The organism is Demequina litoralis (assembly GCF_030418455.1).
In the GTDB taxonomy this organism is placed as follows: Bacteria; Actinomycetota; Actinomycetes; order Actinomycetales; family Demequinaceae; genus Demequina; species Demequina litoralis.
Genome location: NZ_JAUHPW010000006.1, coordinates 142,764 through 161,941 on the forward strand (window position 1 = coordinate 142,764; position 19,178 = coordinate 161,941).

13 protein-coding genes are annotated in these 19,178 nt (G+C 76.0%); 1 reads left to right on the top strand and 12 read right to left on the bottom strand.

Going from position 1 to position 19,178, the window contains the following annotated elements; genetic code table 11:
- Position 1: 1 nt before the first annotated feature.
- Positions 2-898 carry a methylenetetrahydrofolate reductase gene (locus QQX09_RS09305; protein ID WP_301133796.1) on the bottom strand — a complete coding sequence of 299 codons (897 nt, stop codon included), beginning with the start codon at positions 896-898 and terminating at the stop codon, positions 2-4.
- 134 nt (positions 899-1,032) lie between these two features.
- Between QQX09_RS09305 and QQX09_RS09310 the strand changes: the two genes are divergently transcribed.
- Positions 1,033-1,605 carry a DNA-3-methyladenine glycosylase I gene (locus QQX09_RS09310; RefSeq protein WP_301133798.1) on the top strand — a complete coding sequence of 191 codons (573 nt, stop codon included), beginning with the start codon at positions 1,033-1,035 and terminating at the stop codon, positions 1,603-1,605.
- A 174-nt stretch (positions 1,606-1,779) separates the two neighbouring features.
- Here the strand turns inward: QQX09_RS09310 and QQX09_RS09315 are convergent, their stop codons facing one another.
- The 11 genes from QQX09_RS09315 to QQX09_RS09365 all read right to left on the bottom strand — a co-directional run bounded on the left by QQX09_RS09315 (position 1,780) and on the right by QQX09_RS09365 (position 19,166).
- Positions 1,780-2,292 carry a (deoxy)nucleoside triphosphate pyrophosphohydrolase gene (locus tag QQX09_RS09315; protein WP_301133800.1) on the bottom strand — a complete coding sequence of 171 codons (513 nt, stop codon included), beginning with the start codon at positions 2,290-2,292 and terminating at the stop codon, positions 1,780-1,782.
- 16 nt (positions 2,293-2,308) lie between these two features.
- Positions 2,309-2,692: a glycine cleavage system protein GcvH gene (gene gcvH / locus QQX09_RS09320; protein WP_301133802.1), complete on the bottom strand. Its 384-nt coding sequence runs from the start codon at positions 2,690-2,692 to the stop codon at positions 2,309-2,311.
- A 66-nt stretch (positions 2,693-2,758) separates the two neighbouring features.
- Positions 2,759-3,889, bottom strand: a complete 1,131-nt coding sequence (gene gcvT / locus QQX09_RS09325; protein WP_301133804.1) for a glycine cleavage system aminomethyltransferase GcvT — start codon at positions 3,887-3,889, stop codon at positions 2,759-2,761.
- Positions 3,890-3,932: 43 nt separating this feature from the next.
- Positions 3,933-4,469 (bottom strand): hypothetical protein, encoded by a 537-nt coding sequence (locus QQX09_RS09330; RefSeq protein WP_301133806.1) that lies wholly within the window; start codon positions 4,467-4,469, stop codon positions 3,933-3,935.
- The gene (locus QQX09_RS09335; RefSeq protein ID WP_301133807.1) at positions 4,466-5,287 is read right to left on the bottom strand and encodes a PP2C family protein-serine/threonine phosphatase; all 822 of its coding nucleotides are present in this window, start codon (positions 5,285-5,287) and stop codon (positions 4,466-4,468) included. Before QQX09_RS09335 ends, QQX09_RS09330 begins: the two co-directional genes overlap by 4 nt.
- Positions 5,284-7,266, bottom strand: a complete 1,983-nt coding sequence (locus tag QQX09_RS09340; protein ID WP_301133809.1) for an FHA domain-containing protein — start codon at positions 7,264-7,266, stop codon at positions 5,284-5,286. Before QQX09_RS09340 ends, QQX09_RS09335 begins: the two co-directional genes overlap by 4 nt.
- A gap of 16 nt (positions 7,267-7,282) precedes the next feature.
- A complete protein-coding gene (locus QQX09_RS09345; protein ID WP_301133811.1) occupies positions 7,283-9,820 on the bottom strand; it encodes a transglutaminase domain-containing protein in 2,538 nt (845 codons plus the stop codon).
- Positions 9,817-11,184 (bottom strand): DUF58 domain-containing protein, encoded by a 1,368-nt coding sequence (locus QQX09_RS09350; protein ID WP_301133813.1) that lies wholly within the window; start codon positions 11,182-11,184, stop codon positions 9,817-9,819. Before QQX09_RS09350 ends, QQX09_RS09345 begins: the two co-directional genes overlap by 4 nt.
- Positions 11,181-12,140, bottom strand: coding sequence for an AAA family ATPase (locus tag QQX09_RS09355; RefSeq protein ID WP_301133815.1), 960 nt, complete (start codon positions 12,138-12,140; stop codon positions 11,181-11,183). Before QQX09_RS09355 ends, QQX09_RS09350 begins: the two co-directional genes overlap by 4 nt.
- A gap of 43 nt (positions 12,141-12,183) precedes the next feature.
- The gene (locus QQX09_RS09360; protein WP_301133817.1) at positions 12,184-18,090 is read right to left on the bottom strand and encodes an Ig-like domain-containing protein; all 5,907 of its coding nucleotides are present in this window, start codon (positions 18,088-18,090) and stop codon (positions 12,184-12,186) included.
- Positions 18,087-19,166, bottom strand: a complete 1,080-nt coding sequence (locus QQX09_RS09365) for a serine/threonine-protein kinase (protein WP_301133819.1) — start codon at positions 19,164-19,166, stop codon at positions 18,087-18,089. The genes QQX09_RS09360 and QQX09_RS09365 overlap by 4 nt, the downstream gene beginning before the upstream one ends.
- Positions 19,167-19,178: the final 12 nt, after the last annotated feature.

The window sequence follows — 19,178 nt, forward strand, 5'->3', positions numbered from 1 at the left end:
GTCAGTCGCGGACCAGGCCCATCGCGTCGACGAGCTCGAGCGCGGCCCGATGCTGGTTGAAGGTGATGATGTGGATGCCCGGGGCACCCGCGTCGAGGAGGTCGCGCGACAGGCGTGCGGCATGTCGCACGCCGGCGGCGCGCGCATCGTCCGTCCCCCCGGCCTCCTCGGCGGAGTCGAGCTCGGAGAACAGCCCGTCGGGCGTGCGGACGCCGGTGAGACCCTCGACGCGCACGGCGCGCCGCACGCTCGTGAGGGGCAGCACCTCGGGGATGACGGGCAGCTCGATGCCCTGCGCGGCGGCGTCCTCGATGAGCGCGACGTACTGGTCGGCGCGGTAGAACACCTGCGTGATCGCGAAGTCGGCGCCCGCGTCGCGCTTCGCGCGGAGCACGTCGAGCCCGGTCTGGCGGAAGCGCTCGATCGCGTGCTGCGCGGGGAAGGCCGCGACGCCGACGCTGAGGTCGTCGACCCCGTGGGCGTGGGCGACCTCCCGGAGCAGCACGACGAGGTCCGAGGCGTAGAGCAGGCCGTCGGGATGCGGGCGCCAGTCGGGCTGGCCCTGGGGCGGGTCGCCGCGCAGCGCGAGGAAGTCCCTCACCCCGTCCTCGAGGTAGGCCTCGATGACCTCGACGAGCTCGGCGCGCGACTGGTCCACGCACGTGAGGTGCGCGAGGGCAGGGATCCCGTGGCGCGCCCCGACGCGGTGGACCACGTCGAGCGACGTGCCGCGCGTGGTGCCGGAGGCGCCGTAGGTGATCGACATGAAGTCGGGACGGGTCGCCGCGAGCAGCGTCATCGTCTCCTCGAGCGTCGACTCGGCCGCGGGAGTACGCGGCGGGAACAGCTCGTACGACAGGGTCGGACGACCGGCGGCGAGGAGGTCACGGATGGTCATGGCGCGCTCACCATACCCGGCGCCCGCGGGACCGGCCAGAGGGGCGATGACCCCGGTCCCGGCCGTCCGCGAAGTGCTCCCCCGTGCCGAAACCGGGTGCCGGCGGTGTCGGATCCCGCCTGCACACTGGACGCATGATCACCGAGACGAACGACCTCGTGCGATGCTTCGGCGCCGGCGACCCGCTGTACGAGCGCTACCACGACGAGGAGTGGGGGCTGCCGGTCCACGGCGATGCCGCGCTGCTCGAGCGCATCGTGCTCGAGGGGGCCCAGTCCGGGCTCGCGTGGATCACGATCCTGCGCAAGCGCGAGGGCTACCGGGAGGCCTTCGCCGGCTTCGAGCCGGAGGCCGTCGCCGCGTTCGGGGAGGCCGACGTGGACCGGTTGATGGAGGACGCCGGGATCGTCCGCAACCGGCGCAAGATCGAGTCCGCGATCGTGAACGCGCGGGCGACGGTGGCGCTGCGCGACGCGGGCACCAGCCTCGACGCGCTGTTCTGGTCGTTCGCGCCCGAGCCGCGCGCCGCGGCGCCGTCGTCGTGGGCCGACGTGCCGGCATCGACGCCCGAGTCCGTGGCCCTCGCCAAGGAGCTCAAGCGCGCCGGCTTCGTCTTCGTGGGTCCCACCACGATGTACGCCGCGATGCAGGCGTGCGGCCTGGTAGACGACCACATCGCGGGCTGCGTCGCCGCACGCGACGACTGAGGCGCCGGACCCGCTTCGAGGCGGAACCACGCCCGTCACACCGCGCCACGTCCATCGCACTGGCACACGGGACCTTCGCCCGTCGCGAGTTGTCCACATTTGTATCCACTTGATGTGGATATGTCCGATTCGGCGCGCGCATACGCGCGGAACGTGCGCGGAGCCGTCGACGGGTCAGCAGTATGCGCGGCGGTGGCGTTCGATCGCGTCGTCGAGCAGCGCCTCGACGATGCGCTTGTCGGCGGGCAGCCACGGCACGTCGCGCCAGCCGCCGGGCTCGAGCCAGCGCAGCTCGTCGTGGTCCTCGAGGGGACGCGGCTCGACCGCGGCGCCGTCCGCGCCGGGCAGGATCCGCGCCCACCACACCCGCATCACGAGCCTCTCGAGGTCGGCGTCGCCGGGGCGCAGCATCCACACCGGGTCGTCGCCGCACGAGTCCTCGACGCCGTGACCGTCGTCCGGGCCGATCACCTCGTCGCCGATCTCGACCTCGACGCCGAGCTCCTCGCGCAGCTCGCGCCGGAGCGCGTGCTCGGGCGTCTCGCCGCGTTCGACCTTGCCACCGGCGAACTCCCACAGCCCCGCCAGCGCGGACGGGGCGCTCCGGCGCGCGGCCAGCAGCCGGCGCGGGGCCTCGAGGGAGTCGGTGATCGCCGCGGCGACCACGAGGCGGGTGTTGACAGGCACGGGGACCGCCCGCCGTCTACGCGGTGAGCGCCGCGTACGCCTCGGCGTCGAGCAGGTCCGTCGCGGTCTCGGAGATCTCGACCTTGAAGATCCAGCCGTCGCCGTAGGCGTCGGAGTTGAGGGTCTCGGGGGCGCTCTCGAGCGCCTCGTTGACGGCGATCACGGTGCCGGACACCGGGGAGTACAGCTCGCTCACGGCCTTGGTCGACTCGAGCTCGCCGCAGACCTCGCCCGCGACGACCGTGTCGCCGACGCGCGGGGCCTCGACGTAGACGATGTCGCCGAGCGCCTGGGCGGCGTGCTCGGTGATCCCGACGGTGACCTCGGCGCCCGCGTCGGGCTCACCGGAGACCCACTCGTGCTCGGCTGAGTAGGCGAGCTCCTCGGGAACGTTCGACATGGCAACCCCTCTCTGGGGACGGCGACTGTGCAGCGATGGTGCCGGCGGCCCGGCCCTGGGACGAGCCTACGAGGCCCGCGAGTAGAAAGGTAGCGCGGTCACGGTCATGTCCTCGCGCCGGCCGCGCACATCGATGCCGACGACCGTGCCGGGCTCGGCGAGGCTCGCGGGGACGTACGCCATCGCGATCGGGCGGCCGAGGGTGGGCGACGGCGCGCCGGAGGTCACGACTCCCACGGTCTCGCCGTCCGCGTCGAGCACGCCGTAGCCGGCGCGGGCCGCGCGCCGCCCGTCCCCGAGCAGGCCGACGAGCACGCGCGACGGCCCCTCCACCTTGGAGCGCAGCAGCGCCTCGCGGCCGACGAAGCCGCCCCGCGGCTTGGCGGGGGTGCCGAACACGACGATGCGCCCGAGGCCCGCGTCGAACGGCGTGGTCTCGCGGGTGAGCTCCTGGCCGTACAGCGGCATGCCCGCCTCGAGCCGGAGGGTGTCGCGCGACGACAGCCCGCACGGGACCATGCCGTCCTCCGCACCGGCCTCGAGCGCGAGCGCCCACACGGCCGCCGCCTCGTCCGCGTCGACGAACAGCTCGAAGCCGTCCTCGCCGGTGTAGCCGGTGCGCGCGACGAAGGCGTGGATGTCGCCCTGGAGCAGGACGTTCGCGGCCGAGTAGTAGCGCATCGCCTCGATGTCGTCGGCGCCGCGGGCGCACATGCGGGCCACGATGCCCTCGGCGCGCGGGCCCTGGACGGCGATGAGGGCGACCTCGGCGGAGATGTCCTCGAGAGTCGCGTCGAAGCCCGCGAGGCGGGCGCCGAGCTCCGCGACGACGACGTCCTTGTTCGCCGCGTTCGCGACGATGAAGAAGTGGTCCCAGTCGCGGCGGTAGACGATGAGGTCGTCGATGACGCCGCCCTCGGGCGTGCACAGCATCGTGTACTTCGCGCCCCACAGCGGGACCGCGGAGATGCGGCCCACGAGCGCGTGGTCGAGGAACGCGGCGGCCTGGTCGCCGCGGATCGAGATCTCGCCCATGTGCGAGAGGTCGAACAGTCCCGCGGCCGTCCGCACCGCGGTGTGCTCGGCGATGTCGCCCGTGTAGCGCACCGGCATCTCCCACCCCGCGAACGGGACGAGCGTCGCACCGAGCGCGACGTGCTGGTCGTGGAGCGGGGAGCGCAGGATGACGTCTGACATGCTGCTCAGCGTATCCGCGCGCGACGGCGGACCGGTGCCGCCGCTACAGCAGCGCGAGCGCGACCGCGACGGCGGCTGCCAGCGCGCCGATGCCCCCCGCGACCGCGAGCGCCCGACGCCGGTGCCGGGACCTGGACGCGGCGAGCCGCCGGTCCTCGCGGCCGGACTCGTCGAGCACCTCGGGACCCTCGTCGGACGTGCGCGGCGGCTCGGGCCACACGCCCGCACCGCGCGCGTCCTGGGTGTGGCGGATGCGCGGGTAGTAGTGCTGCGGCGAGTGCCCGAAGGCGCCGGCCCGGGCGGGCGGGACACCGTCGGCGGCGTCGATCCGCGCGGCCAGGTCCGGCGGCGGCCGCAGCACGTCGTCCTCCCGCCGCCGCGGCGCATCGGCCGCCGGTCGCGTCGAGATCTCGGCCGGATCGGGCGCGGCGGGCTGGGTCGCGCTCTCCGCGATCCGGCGCCGCGACATGCGTGTCGAGTCCGCCGTGGCGCGGTCGGAGACCGCGGTGTCGTCGGCGGGAGCGTCCTGGCCGTCGCGCGCGCGACGTGCCGAGACCCGGGTCTCGTGGTCCTCGGTCACGCGCCGCCCCGCCTCCTGGCGCTCGGCGTCGTGTCCTCGTGCGCGTCGGCGCCCCAGACCGGCCACGGTGCGGGGTCGGCGTCGCGGGGCGTGGTCGACGTGGCGTCGGCGATCACGACGGTGACGTTGTCGGTCGCGCCGCGGCCCACGGCCAGGTCGACCAGCGCCGCGGCGGCCGTCCCTGCGTCGCCGATGAGCCCGGCGACCTCGCCGATCTCGCGGTCCTCGACCTCCTTCATGAGGCCGTCGCTCGCGACGATCAGCCGCCGCCCGGGCACCTGCGGCACGAGCCATGCGTCCATCTCGAGGATGTCGTCGCCTATCGCCCGCGTGAGGATGTTGCGGTCGGGATGGACGAGCGCCTGCGCGGCGGTGATCCGGCCCGCGTCGACCAGGTCCTGCACGTGCGAGTGGTCCACCGTGACCTGGCGGAGCTCGCCGCCGTCGAGCGCGTACGTGCGCGAGTCGCCCACGTTCACCACCATCCACCACGGGCTGCCGCCGTGCACGACCGCGATCGCGCCGGTGAGGGTGGTGCCGGACGCCGCCCCGACGTCGCTCTGCACGGCCGCGACGTTGCGCCGCGCCTCGAGATGCGCGCGGGCGACGTCGTCCGGGGTCAGCGTGCTCGACCCGGCCAGCGGCTGGAAGGCCGCGATCGCCGCCCAGGCGGCCTCCGCGCCGGCGACGTGGCCGCCCATGCCGTCGGCCACCACGAACACGGGGGCCTCGGCGATGAACGCGTCCTCGTTGCGGGCCCGTCCGCCGACGGCGGTCACGCCCGCGCCCGCGACATCCGGTGCGGCGTCGGGGCTCACGCGGTGCTCCGGCGGCGGATCTCCACCTCGACGTCGCCGAGGATGAGCCGCCCGGCGACCGGGGTCGGCACGCCCTCGGCCACCTGCGCCTCGCGGCCGTCCGCGTCGACGAGGTAGGTGCCGTTGGTGGAGCCGAGGTCCTCGACCCACCACGTGCCGCGCTGCAGCACGAGCCGCGCGTGCGACTTCGACACGGTCCGCGTCGAGTCCGCCAGGTCGAGGCGCCGCGTGCCGTCGATCGGGGGCATGCCGCCGAGGCGGCCGAGCAGCACCGACGAGGAGTCGAAGCGGTGGGTGCCGCCCTCGGACGTCACCAGCTCCCAAGCCTCGCGCTGGCGTGTCGAGACCTGGGTGCGGTCGTCGTGCTCGGGCTCCGGCGCGGGGGACGATGCGGCGGGCACCGGGGCGGGCTCGGGGCGGGCTGGCGCGGCGGGCGGCGGGGTGATGACGAACGGGTGCGCGGCCGGCTCCGCCGCGGGGGGCGCCGGGGGCGCCGCGAGGTCGGCGGGCGGCACGGGCTCGGCGACAGGCGCGGCGGCGGGCTCGGCGACCGGCTCGGCGACGGGCTCGGGCTCCGCGATGGGCTCGGGCGCCTGCGGCATCTCGAACGTCGGCACGGAGGACGGGACGCGGGGCGGTGCCGCCGCGCCGCCCCGCATGTACGGGCTGATCGGCATGGTCGGCGTCGGCTCGACGAAGGCGGGCGCCTCGGGCCGCGCCGACTCCGGCTCGGGCTTGGGCTCCGACTCCAACTCCGGCTCCGGCTCGCGATCCGCGGCGGCCGGCCGGGCCTCGTCCGCGGGAGCGGACGGCTGGGCCGGCGTGGGGGACGATGCGGCGGGCGGCTCCGCGGGCGCGGCGTCCTCGCCGACTGCGGCGGTCCATGCCGCCTCCTCGGACGGCAGGGCGCGGGGAGCGAGGTCTGCGAACGGGGAGCGACGCTCGACGGCGGGGGTCTCGTCCGCGAGGTCGCGCGGCGCGAGCGAGGCGTACGGCGAGCGGCGGGTCGGGAGCGGCTCGGTGGTGGGCGCGGGCTCCGTGGCGGAGGCCTCCGACGGCTCCGGGACGGGCTCGTCCGCGATCGCGGCGGCGGGCTCCTCCGGCGCCGGTTCGGGTGCGGCGGCCTCGGATGCGGCGACGTCCACGGCGGGCGCCTGCTCGGGCTCCGCCGCGGTCGGCGCACGCTCCGGCTCCGCCTGCGAGGTCGCCGCCTCCCGCTGTCGCACGCCGGCGGAGCCCGGCATGGGCTCGTCCTCCGGGTAGCCGTCGCTGCCGGTGAAGGGCTCGACGGGGTACATCGCGGCGACGTCGGGGCGGTCCTCGGGCGCTCGCGCCCACAGCGCGGCCGCAGGGGTCGCGCCCCACGCCGGCGCCTCGACCGCGGCCTCCGCATGGCCGTCGCCCGCGGGCACGGTGGCGAGCACCGCATCGTCCGCGGCCTCGGCGGCCTCCTCGTCGGCCTGCGGCGCCCGCACCGGGACGGTGCCGGAGATCGGGCGCACCATCGACGACCAGCCGACGACGGCGGCCCACAGGCCGGGGGCGATCGCGGCGAGCACCGGGAGCGCGCCGGACAGGGAGTGGTCGAGGCCGAAGCGGTGGGTCTGCACGATCCAGAGCGTCCAGGCGGTGACGGCGGCGACGGAGGCGATGGCGACGCCCGTGAGCGCGACGGGCGCCGATCCGGCGAGGTAGGCGCCGTAGCACCAGACCGCGAGCCCGATCGCGGTCGCGACGCGGGCCGCGACGGTGCCCGCGACGGTCGACTGCGTGAGCTGCGCGAGCTCCGCGTAGCGCGCGACGGGGATCCAGGCGCGCGCCTGGCGAGCGCCGACCTTGCGGTAGATCGCGCCGAGCGCGAGGCCCATCCACACGAGTCCGGCGGCGTACGCGAGAACCGCGGCGCCGACCACCGCGATGCCCGTGGCACCGCGCATCGTCGCCTCGCCCACCACCTCGGTCAGGACCCCTGCCGTCATCCTCGTGCTCCTTCCCTCAAGCCCCACGCCGTCGTGCCGAGGACGAGCCGGGCCCCGTGGAGACGAGGCGCCAGCGCTCGTCGACGTGCACGCCCTCATGTCCCGGCGCGGCCGTCGTCACGTCCCTCCGACCCAGCAGCGAGCGGGTCGAGAGCCGTGCGCCGAGCCTACGCCACCACCCCTGGCGCGCCCGGAGCTCCGCGCGGTCGGCCGCAAGCATGTCCCACGCGCGGCGCGCATCGTCCTCCTCGACGCCCTCCCGCGTGAACGTCGCCTGGTCCGCGAGCGCCGCGAGCGCGACGCCGTTGGCCGTGCCGTAGGCCTCCGCGACCTCGTGGCGGGTCGCGAGCGGCATGAGCGCGAGACCGGCGTCGATGCCGAGGTCGACGTACTCGTCCCAGCCGCCCTCGGCCGCGGCACGCGGCGCGGCGCGGCGGCGCCGGGAGCGGCGCACCGCCTTGGCGACGAGGATCGCGAGCAGCGGGCCCAGGAGCAGCGCGAGCACGAGCGCGCCGCCGAGCACGGCCCGCACCCACCCGGTGAACCACGAGGCGCCCGACTCGACGACGGGGGCGGCCTCCCCGCCGCCGCTGCGACCCTTGAGCGCCGCGACGGCGTCGATGGGCTCGGCGCGGTCGGGGTCGGTCGCGGTCGGCAGCTCGGGCTCGCGCTGCGTGGCGACCGTGGGCGAGACGGGGTTCTCGTGCTGCGGGCTCACGTCGACCGGGATCCACGCGCCCGTGCCCGACCGCACCTCGGTCCACACGCTCATGTTGCGGCCGCGGCACACCTCCTGGCATACGGGCGGCGTCCAGCCGTGCACGTCGGTGTCGGCGACGCGCACGCCCACGACCACGCGCGCGGGGAAGCCCAGCTCGGCGGCGAGCAGCGCGACCGCCGCGGCGAACTGCTCGTCGTCGCCGACGGCCGCGACCAGCTGCGCGTCCGACGCGCCGGGCCCCGCCTCCGCCTCCCTCTCGACGAGCGCCGCGAAGAGGCGGTCGATGCGGTCGTACGAGTGGCCCGCGGCGGAGGGCTGGAAGGCGTATCCGCCCAGGTCCGTGACCCAGCGGGGCGCGCCGTCGGCGGTGAGCGCATGGCTGAGGTAGCCGCGGGCGCGGAGCCGCTCGACCAGGGACGCGAGGCCCGCCCCGTCGCGTGTCACGCCCTGGTCCTCGACCCACGCGCGGAGCGACTCGGGGATGAGGTCGGCCGGCACCCCGGAGGATCCGGGCGAGGCTCCCGCCTCCGCGAGCGTCGACGCCTCGACGAACGCCGCCGTGATGCGCAGCTCGTCTCCGGCCGCGACGCCGCCGTCCACCGTCACCACGCCCGCGGCCGCCTCTGGCGCGAAGTAGAAGCCGTCGGCGAGGGCGGCCGCGCGCGGACCGCCGAAGGCGGCGCTGCCGAGCGGTCCCGGGAGCGGCGTCCAGGGTCCCTCGAGGCCCTCGATGGTCACGGTGAGCGCGACCGTCTGCTCCGAGGCCATGGGCAGGGCCGAGGGCACGCGCTGGAACCTCAGGGGCGTGTACCCGTCGGGCGCCACCGCGGTGAACTCGCTGCCGTCGAAGAACGGCAGCGTCGCGACCCGGATCCGGCTGGCGTCCCCCGAGACGCCGGTCACGGTGAACAGCGGCGCGTCGTAGCGCTCGTCGGTGAGGTACGCGCGGTAGGTCGACAGCGGCGACACGGAGCGGTCGACCACGAGCCGCGGCTCGATCGTGGTGCGGGCGACATCCCGGGAGCTCGACTGCGCCGCCGGCACCGCGACGGCGGTGCCGACCACGACGGCGACCACGAGCACCGAGACGCCGAGGACGGCACGGCCGAGCGCCCGGCCGGGCGCACGCTCGCCGCGGATCCCGCCGCCCGCGGCGCGGAGGGCGCGGCGGCGCTCGTCCGCCATCCGCCACAGCATCCACGCGAGGGTCGCGCCGAGCGCGCCGAGCCCGATGAGGATCTCGCGGCTCAGCCCGGCGAAGGGCCCGGGCAGCGCCTCGAGGTCGGTGCGCGCCGCGGGACCGATCGCGATCGCGACGGCGAAGGCGCCGCCGCCGACGGCCGCGGCGGACCCCCACCAGCGCGGGCGCGTGCCGAGCCACACGATGCCCGCGGCGGTCGTGACGGTGAGCGCGAGCGGGACGGCGAGGGTGGCCCCGTACTCGCCGAGCGGGACGGGCAGCGTCACCACGTCCTTCCAGCCCGTCACGGGCGCACGGACGGCCTCGACGAGGGCCGCGGCGAACGCCTCGGGCCCGGCGGTCGCCCCGGGGATGGCCACGAGCACGGCTGCGGCGAGGTAGCCCGTGCCGGCGAGCGCGAGCAGCAGGACGGGACCGCGGCGGGCGAGGACCGTGACGACCCCCGCGAGCAGGCCGATCGCGAGGCCGACGACGACGACCAGGCCGTAGCGCGACACCACCGCATCGGTGGGCAGGTAGACGCGGCGCAGGGTGAGCCACACGACCTCGATCATCGTGGCCGCGTACATGCAGGCCGCGACGAGCACCGCGGTGGGCACCTTGCGCCGGGCGTCGCCCTCGATCGCGCTCATCCGCGTGCCGCCCCTCGCGCGAGCAGCTGACGCAGGTCCTCGAGCACGCCGAGGCTGACGAGCTGGAGGCCGCCGAGCACGTGCGTGCGCGGCTCGGAGGCCGGGTCGCACACCACCGCGCCGACGGCGACGTCGGCGGGGAAGCGCAGCGCGGCCGTCCGCAGCCGCTCGTGCGCGAGCGCGGAGCCTGTGACGAGCACCGCGAGCGACGTGCCCGGGTCGTCCTCCGCGACCATCCGCGTCACGGTCGCGAGATCCATCGCGGCGTGGGTGGACCCGACCGCGGTGAGGTCGTCCAGCAGCGGGCGCGGCGCGTCGACCCGCAGCGCGCGCAGCGCGCGCACGGAGGCCCGCGCGAACTCGGGGACCTCGCCGCTGATGACGGCCCGCACCTCGCGCCCGTCGCGGATCGCCCGCGTGCCGAGCGACGCGAGCGCGCTCACCGCCATCTCGAACTCGTCGTCGTCGCGGTACGAGTCGGGATCGACGTCGAGGACGAGCATGAGGAGCGAGCGGCGCGTCTCCTCGAACTGGCGCACCATGAGCGTGCCGGTCTTCGCGGTCGAGCGCCAGTGGATGTGCCGCTGCGCGTCGCCGCGCTGGTACTCGCGGACGGCGTGGAACGAGATGTCCTCGTTGGTGAGGATGCGCACCGCCTGGCCCTCGAGGTCGCGGATCCACCCGAGCGACGTGCTGGGCACCTCGACGGTGCGCGGATGGACGTACAGCGGCCGCATCTCGTCCCATGCGAGGTGGCGGCGCAGCAGCCGCAGCGGGTCGGTGCGGGTCGAGGCCGCGGGGCCCACCTCGACGATCCCGCGCGGGCGAGGCGGGATCACCACCCGCTCGGACCAGCGGGCGCCGGCCCGCAGCAGCGGCACGTGAAGCTCGACGAGCGCGTCGCCGACGGGCAGCTCGACGCTGCCCGGCAGCGCCGCATGCCGGCCCGCGTTCTCGACGACGATCTCGCCGCCGGCCTCTTCCCCGGCGACGACGGCGTCGCGCTCGAGGGCGAACTCGACGCGGTAGCGGACGTCGCCGAGCAGGAAGGGCACGGCGGCGACGAGCAGCACCGCGCCGACGATCCCGCCGACGAGCGCCTCCTCCCAGCCGAGCGCGAGCCCGAGCGTCAGCCCCACCGCGGTCCATCCCGCGACGGCCCAGCCGGCGGGCGTCACCACGGACCGCGCCGCGGCCCACCACCGCTCGAGCACGTCCGCCGCCGCGCGCGCGGCGCTGTCGACCCGCAGGCGCGCCCCGACCGCCCTCGCGCGCGGCACGTCGGCGACCTCCGTGCGCGTCGAGTACGTCCCGGTCGCGCCGCTGCGCGTCCGGGTCGCGGTCCGGTCGGGGCGCTCGCTCACGCGAGGTCCTTCTGGCTGGGCGGCGGGGTGTCCAGCAGGATCTGGCCGATCACGGCGCCCTGGGTGACGCCGTCGAACTCCGCCTCGGGATCGAGGATGAGGCGGTGCGCGAGCACCACCTCGGCGAGCACCTTGACGTCGTCCGGCACCACGTAGTGGCGGCCGTGCGCGAGCGCCCACGTGCGGCTCGCGCGGGCGAGGGCGAGCCCGCCGCGCATCGACGCGCCGAGGCGCACCTGGGTCGCGCCGCGGGTCGCGCCCACGATGCGCGCGATGTAGTCGGAGATCAGGGGGTGCTGCTGCACGTCGTGCGTGAGCGCGGACATCGCCGTGATGGCGTCGAGCTCCGCGATGGCCGGGACGGTGACGCGCGTGGGACGCCCCGGCTCGAGGATGCGCAGCGTCGCGGCGTGGTCCGGGTAGCCGAGCGAGGTGCGCATGAGGAAGCGGTCGAGCTGCGCCTCCGGCAGCGCGTACGTGCCGGCCTGCTCGACGGGGTTCTGGGTCGCGATCACCATGAACGGCGCGCCCACCTCGCGTGTGACGCCGTCGACGGTGACCTGCCTCTCCTCCATCACCTCGAGCAGCGCCGACTGGGTCTTCGGCGAGGCGCGGTTGACCTCGTCGGCGAGCACCACGTTCGCGAACACCGGACCGTGGTGGAACTCGAACCTCCCCTGGTCGTACACCGTGACGCCGGTGACGTCGCCGGGCAGCAGGTCGGGGGTGAACTGGATGCGGGTGCTGGTGCCGCGCACCGTCTCCGCCATCGCGCGCGCCAGCGACGTCTTGCCCGTGCCGGGCACGTCCTCGAGCAGGAGGTGGCCCTCCGCGATCATCGCCGTGAACGCGAGCTCAACCACGTGGCGCTTGCCCACGACCGCGCGTTCGACGTTGTCGGCGAGCTTGCCGAAGGTGGTCTCGAACCACTGCGTGTGCTCGGAGGTCAGGGCCACAGCGGCCTCCTTTCGTGTGGGCCCCGGCGGGGCCGGACGCCGCTCATGGCGCCACCGTCGTATCGGGGTCGGGGTCGGGCGGGGCGCCGTCGCAGGCGACGTCGGCGCTGGTCCATTCGGCGATGCCGGCGAGCGCGGCCTGGAACGCGACCGTCACCCGGGCGGTGCGCATGAGCGCCGCGTCCGTGGTGGGAGCTCCGGACCCGTCCAGCATCGTCACGGTGGCCGCGAAGTCCGCGGCGGCGCCGCCGAGGGAGACGGCCGGGGCGGTGCCGACGGTGCAGGACGCGAGCTCCACGGTCGGGCGGTAGCGGGCGCCGGACTCGGGCGTCACGGGCGTGGTCTGGTCGGAGCACGTGCGCTCGCCGCCGCCGAAGTCGACGCAGTAGTACGCGACCGCCGACACCGCGCGGCCCGGCACCATGACGTCGGCGAACGACGTCGACGTCGACCCGTCGGACCCGCGGTACCAGAGCTCGAGCCCGGCGCGCGGCTGCCACTGCGGCTCGCGCTCGAGCGCGGTGGTGCACGAGCTCCCGGCCCCGTCGCACGTCGACGCGACGCGGTAGCCGCGCTGCAGGACGGGCGCCCCGGGGTCCGTGAACGCGGCGAACACGACGTCGCGCGTCTCCGCCTGGCCGAACACCTGGCCGTCGGCGCGGCTCTCCGCGCACACGGTGACGGTGTTCGTCGCGTTCGCGTCGACGGGAACGGTGAACGATGCGGTGCCGCCCGACGCCTGGGTGGTCGCGTCGCAGCGGCCGCCGACCATGCGCCCCACCCACGTGGCGGACCCCGCGCCGCCGGCGGTGACGTCCGCGGTGATGGTGGCCTGGCCCGCCCCGGAGGTGTAGGAGTGGCTCGCCCCGTCGATGGTGGGCCGTCCGATGCCGTGCGCCGTGATGGTGACGGACGTGCCCGCGGCGGCCGCGCCGTCGACTGGCGGCAGGTCGAACACGGTGAGCGGGGTGAGGACCACGTCGACGGGCGTGTTGGAGCCGATCGCGATCCCCTCGATCCGCTGCGTGCCGGTGCCGACCGGGACGGTCTGCTCGGTGCCCGCGGTGGCGATGCGGACCTCGCTGGTCGACCCGTCCGTGACGTCGAGCACGAGGTCGATGCGGCCGCCGTCGCCGGACGTCACCGACGGCTGCCACGACACGACCGTGGGCGGGGCGGGCGGGGCGTAGGCCCACGCGGTCGCGGAGGCCGCCGCCCGCGAGCGCCCGACCGAGTTCACCGCGTAGACGGCGTAGGTCGCCTTCGCCCCGTTCGCGAGCCCGGTGATCGGCGCGCACACGCCGCCCGCGGTGCACGTCGTCACGGTGACGCCGCCTGACACGACGTCGAAGCGCTGGAGCGCGGGATAGGCCCCCGCGGCGCCGCCCGGCGCCACGGCGAGCGTGACCGAGCCGTCGCCGTAGTCCACCTGCGACACCTCCGCGGGCGCGCGCGGGAAGCCCTGCAGGTCGAGGCTGATGCTCCCGGAGCGGTCGGCGGCGCTCACGCGGCCCTGGGCGTCGCGCACCCGGAACACGGCGTCGCACACCCCGCCCGCGGCGTCGGCGGTCCAGGTGACGCGCACCCGGTCGCCGCCCGCGGCCTGGAAGCGCACGTCGGGGCAGTCGCCCGCGGCCTTGACGTCGACCACCTCGAGGGGGGTGCCCGGCAGCGGGTTGACCTCGCCCGCCGCCCCGACGACGGTGAGGGTGCAGCTGTCGCCGTCGGCCTGCGAGCAGCGCTCCACCACGGAGCCGCCCTTGGGGAGCTCGGACGGCGCGGGGCCGACGACGAGCGACAGCACGCGGGGCTGCACCTCGGGATGGTCGGGGAGCGACACGGTGACGGACTCCGCGCGACCGGGCGCCGCATCGTCCCTCGCCACGATGGAGAGGCGCGCGCCGTCGCGCCGCACGTCGAAGAGCTGCCCGGAGTAGGTGGCTACGACCTGGACGTCCGTCGCGGCGGCGCCCTCGGGCCAGCGCACCATCCGGCCGAGGTCGAAGCCCGCGGTGTCGCCGGGGGAGATCTCGAGCGAGGCGCTCACCAGCGTGGGCACCGGATCCGCCGGCACGATCGTCACCGGCACCGGCAGCACCGTCCACGCGTCCTGCCCCGCCAGCCGGACCGCGACCAGGCACGTGTCGGTGTAGGGCGCGCCGGCCCCCGCCTCGTACCGCACGGTGGTCCCGGCGACGGCGGCGCAGGACGCCTGGTCGCGCGCCCCGCCGGCACGCACCTGGGCGCCGTCGAGCTCGATCGCGGTGCCGTCGGGCGCCGCCAGCAGCGGGGCCACGTCGACGGTCACCGCGCCGCCCTCGTCCACGGACACGTGGGCGTCCTCGCGCAGCGCGAGCCGCAGGTCCTGACCGCCGAGGACCCGGAGGAAGCCGTAGCCGACGGCGGTGTCGCCCGCGAAGTCCGTGCCCTCGACACGGAACGGCACGATGCGGGTCGCGTCGGGCAGCGGGCCGGAGATCTCCGAGCCGGACACCGCGAGGTCGTCCTGCTCGCCCCAGAGCGACAGCCCCAGGGTCGCGGCGTCGCCGCTGGCCCAGGCGACGGTGCCGGCGAGCACGTCGACACCCGTCGGGAAGGCGTCCCTGGTCTCGAGGGTGAGGACGGTGTCCGCGACGATCGGGGTATCGGTGACCCGCTCGCGCACGGCCTTGAGGACGATGCGGCCCTGCGCGAGCGAGCCCGTCGCGTTGCGGACGGTGTAGAGGTAGGCGTAGGTGCCCACGTCGGCGCCGACCTCGAAGGTCACCAGCCCCTCGGCGAGCGCCTCGGCCGTGTTGAGGTCCGCGGGCAGCAGCGCCGCGAGCGCCGCGCGCTCGTCGGTGCCCTCGGCGGCGTCGGGTCTCACGTCGACGAGCTCGAGGTCGCCGCCCGTGAGGTCGAGGTCGTTGGCCAGCGGCTGGACCACCACCTTGCGCCCGGTCCCCGCCTGGACCTGCACGAAGTCGGTGTAGGTGACCGGCGCCGGGTCGGCCTCGACCGCGACGACGCCCACGCGGGCGGTCGCGGTCGCGGTGCGGCCACGCGCGTCGATGACCTGGAAGTCGAACTCGTCCTGCCCGGCGAAGCCCGCGATGGACGCGTAGACGAGGGCGGCGCCGTCCGCGCTCACCCGCGCCGAGCCCTGCGCGGGCTGCGACACGACCGCGTCGAGGCGCACCTCGTCGCCGTCGGGGTCGAGGCCGGTGCCGTCGAGCTCGAGGCGCACCTCCTCGCCCGACGAGGCGCGCACGGCGAGGTCGCGGGGCGTGGGGGCGGCGTTCTCGGAGCCGTCGGTGACGGTGACGACGATGACCCCGGTGTCGCGCTGCGATGGGAAGCCGAGCACGTAGGACGCGTAGGGGATCCGATACGTGCCGGCGCTGTCGGGCGCGAGGATGCGCACGAGCGGACCGGCGGCGAACGCGAGCCCGCCCCCCGCAGGCGCCTCGACCGACCCCGCGTCGAGCGCGATGACGGCGCCCGCCGTGGCGACGTCGTTGTCGAGCACCCGGACGTCCACCTGGCCGCCGGCGCGCACCGTGACGGCGTCATCCGCGACCAGCGGCGGCGCGGGCACGGCCGAGTCGAGCAGCACCACGGTGATCTCGCCGCGGACCGTCATCGCGGCCCGGCCGGAGCCGTCGGAGACGGTGTACGACACGACGCCGAGCAGGCCGGGCTGGCCGTCGCCCGTCGTGCCGGACAGGCGCAGCGCCCCATGTCCCACGATCGAGGCCTCGACGCGGGCGCCGTTGGACGAGTCGACCGAGGCATCCGACAGCAGCAGCACGCGGCCGCCGGGGTTGGTGACGGCGTCGAGGACGTCGACGGTGACGTCCTCGTGCGGCCGCACGAAGGCGGTCAGCGGCACGGTCGCGAGCGCCTCGTCCTGCGGCGCGAGCACCGTCACCCGCGCGGTCCCACGCGCCTGGACCGCACCGTCCACCACCGTCACGTCGACCGTGTAGGTGCCCGGCTGGCCCGCCTCGAAGAGGACGCCGGACGCGTCGGGCGAGACCTCCACGCTCGCGCCGTCGGCCGGGTCCACCGTCGCCTCCGTGACCTCCGGGGCGCCGGCGCCACCCGCGACCCGGTCCGCGAAGGCGATCGAGGTGCGCACGCCGGCGAGCGCCGTCACCGCGAGGGGCTCGAGCGTGAGCCGCGGCTCGCCGACCACCCCCACGCGCATCGTGCGCGTCGCCGTCGCCCCCCGCGCATCGGCGACCGTGACCTCGACCTCGACCTCCCGCGCGGTGCCCCCGTGGCGGACCACCACGGAGCCCTCGGGCGAGGCCGCCACCGCGACCTCCGCATCGGTCGTCACGGCGCTCCGGACGTAGACCGGGTCGCCCTCGGGGTCCACCCATCCGTCGAGGACGTCGACGGTGACGGTGCCGTCCGCCTCGACCTGGGGTGCGGGCCACTCGGCGACGCAGCCCTCGACGCCGCACCAGGCGGGCGCGGAGTTGCCGCGCGCGGCCGCGAGCGTGACGGTCGCCGGCTCGGACAGGCCCTGCGGTCCGGAGCCGTCGGAGATCGCGTACATGAACGACGCCGAGCCCTTCGCACCGGGCGCGACGGTGGCGACGAGCGACTGGCCGTCGTCGCCGATCGCCACCGTGGCGAAGGCGTCGTCGGGCTGCGTGAGGCTCGCGGCGTCGATCGTGAGCAGGTCGCCGTTCGCGTCGTGGTCGTTGAGGAGCACCGGCAGGCGGACCTGGCGGCCGGCGCGCACGCCGAGCGCATCGTCCTCCGCGACGGGCGGGCGCGGGTCGCGCACCTCGGCGGAGACGTCCTGCTGCTCCTCGGTGGCCGTCGTCTGCTCGTCGGGCACCCAGTCCTGCGACGAGCGGACGAGCGTGCCGGAGGGGACCTCCCACACCCAGCCCGAGCGCACCTCGTTGAGGACCATGCGCGCGCCGTTCGAGCGCAGCACCGGCTCGCGGCGCTCCCCGAGCGTGCCGCCGCCGTAGGCGAGCGGGATGGTCGGTCCGGCGGAGCTCCACAGCGTGCCCTCGCCGTCGCCGTCGGGCAGCCACGCCGCGTAGACGACGCCGTCGAGCTCGGCGGGCGCGGCCGGCACGCCCGCCGCGGCGTCCGAGCCGAACACGCGGCCCGCGGCGCCGTCCGCCGGCACCACCACGAGCCCGCGGCCGTCCGCGATCCGCACGTCGCCGCCCGTGCTCGGGCGCTGCAGGCGCGCATCGCCGTCGGTGTCCGTGACGGTCGCGCCGTCGACGCCCTCGCGCCACAGCTCGGCGGTCTGAGCCTCGAGCAGCACCCACGCGGAGCCCGCGAAGGACACCTGGTAGGTGCCGGTCTCGGGGGCGTCCGGCACCGGGTCGATGCCCGCGACCGCCCCGTCGGCGTCCGCGCGCACCACGCCGCCGAGGGTGGGGGAGTACGCCGCGAGGTCGCCGTCGGCGGTGACCGCCACGGCCACCGCACGCAGCCCGTCGCCCGAGTCGAGGACGATCTCGCGCGGCTCGAGCGCGGTGCCGTCGGAGATCCGGCCTGCCAGCACGTCGCCGTCCGCGGCGAGGTAGGCGACGACGTCGCCCTCCGCGGCGATCGCCGTCGTGCCGGCGGGGGTGTCGACGGCCCCCTCCGCGCCGGCCTCGAGATCGACCGGGTGCCCGGCGTCGAGCTCGGTGACCGCCGTGTACCCCGCCGACAGCACGAGCAGGCTGCCGTCGTGCTGGAGGATCTCGGACGGCGCGTCGACCTCCTTGACGGTGTCGACCTCGGCGAGCTCGGTGTTGACGCGCGCGTAGCGCTCGCCCGCTCCCGCCTGCAGCGCCCACACCGTCGGGTCGACCGCGACCGCCTCGCGCTCGTCGAAGCCCGGCGCCACGATCGCGCCGACGGTCGCGACGGCGAGCACCGCGCCCGCGACGATGCGCGCCGTGCGGCGGCGCCGCGCGGCCGTCGCGCGGCCGACGTCGGTCACCCGCCGCCCGCCAGCGTCATCACCAGGACGGTCGTGACGGTCGCCGCCGCGGCCGCGCCGAGGGCCCACGCGACGATCGTGCGCGGAGTCGCGTGCGGCGGCCGGGCCAGGGTGCCGGTCACGGTCCCCCGCCGGCGCTGCGCCACGGGCACGTGCGAGCGCACCGGGCCGCGCGGCGCATCGTCCACCGTCACCCGCGACGCCTGCGCCCACGCGTCGGTGGGCACCTCGAGGGGCGTCACGGGCAGCCCGAGGTCCCGCTGCACCGCCTGCAGCGCCTGCCCGAAGGCGAGCGCGCTGGGGAAGCGGTCGCCGGGGTCGCGGCGCATGCCGCCCGCGAGCGCCTCCTCGAGCGCGGCGGGGACGTCGTCGCGTCCGGTCGCGCGGTACCGCGCCTTGAGGATCCGCGCCTTGAGCTGCGCCGGCGGCAGGCGCCGGTCGGACTCGTCGAACGGGCTGTGCTGCGCGATCAGGGTGTACACGGTCGCCGCGAGCGACCACACGTCGGATGCCACGGTGCCCGAGCTCATGCGGTCGATGACCTCGGGCGCGCTCCAGGGCGGGCTCATGGCGACGTCGTCGGCGTCGCCTGCCATCACGGCGGTCGCGACGCCGAAGTCCGACAGGACGGGGTGGCCGAACTGCGTGACGAGGATGTTGGACGGCTTGATGTCGCGGTGGAGCATGCCGATGCGGTGGGCCGCCTCGACGGCGGAGGCGATCTGGACGCCGACGGCGAGCACGTCCGCGACCGGGATCTGCTCGGCCCGGTACCGGTTCGCGAGCGAGCCGGGGCAGTACTCGACCACCATGAACGGGCGCCCGTCGCCCGAGACCGACGCCTCGTGCACCGTGAGGATCGACGGGTGGGCGCTGAGCGCCGCCATGACGTCCGCCTCGACGCCGAGCGCGCGGGCCGCGGCGTCGTGGACGCGCGCGTGGAGCACCTTGACCGCCACCTGCCGCCGCGGCATGTCCTGCTGGAACAGGAACACGTCCGCGAAGCCGCCCTGCCCGAGCGGGCGCACGTACGTGTACCCGGGCAGCACCGGCGGCTGGAGGGGCTGTCGGCTCATGGCCCTCCGAGC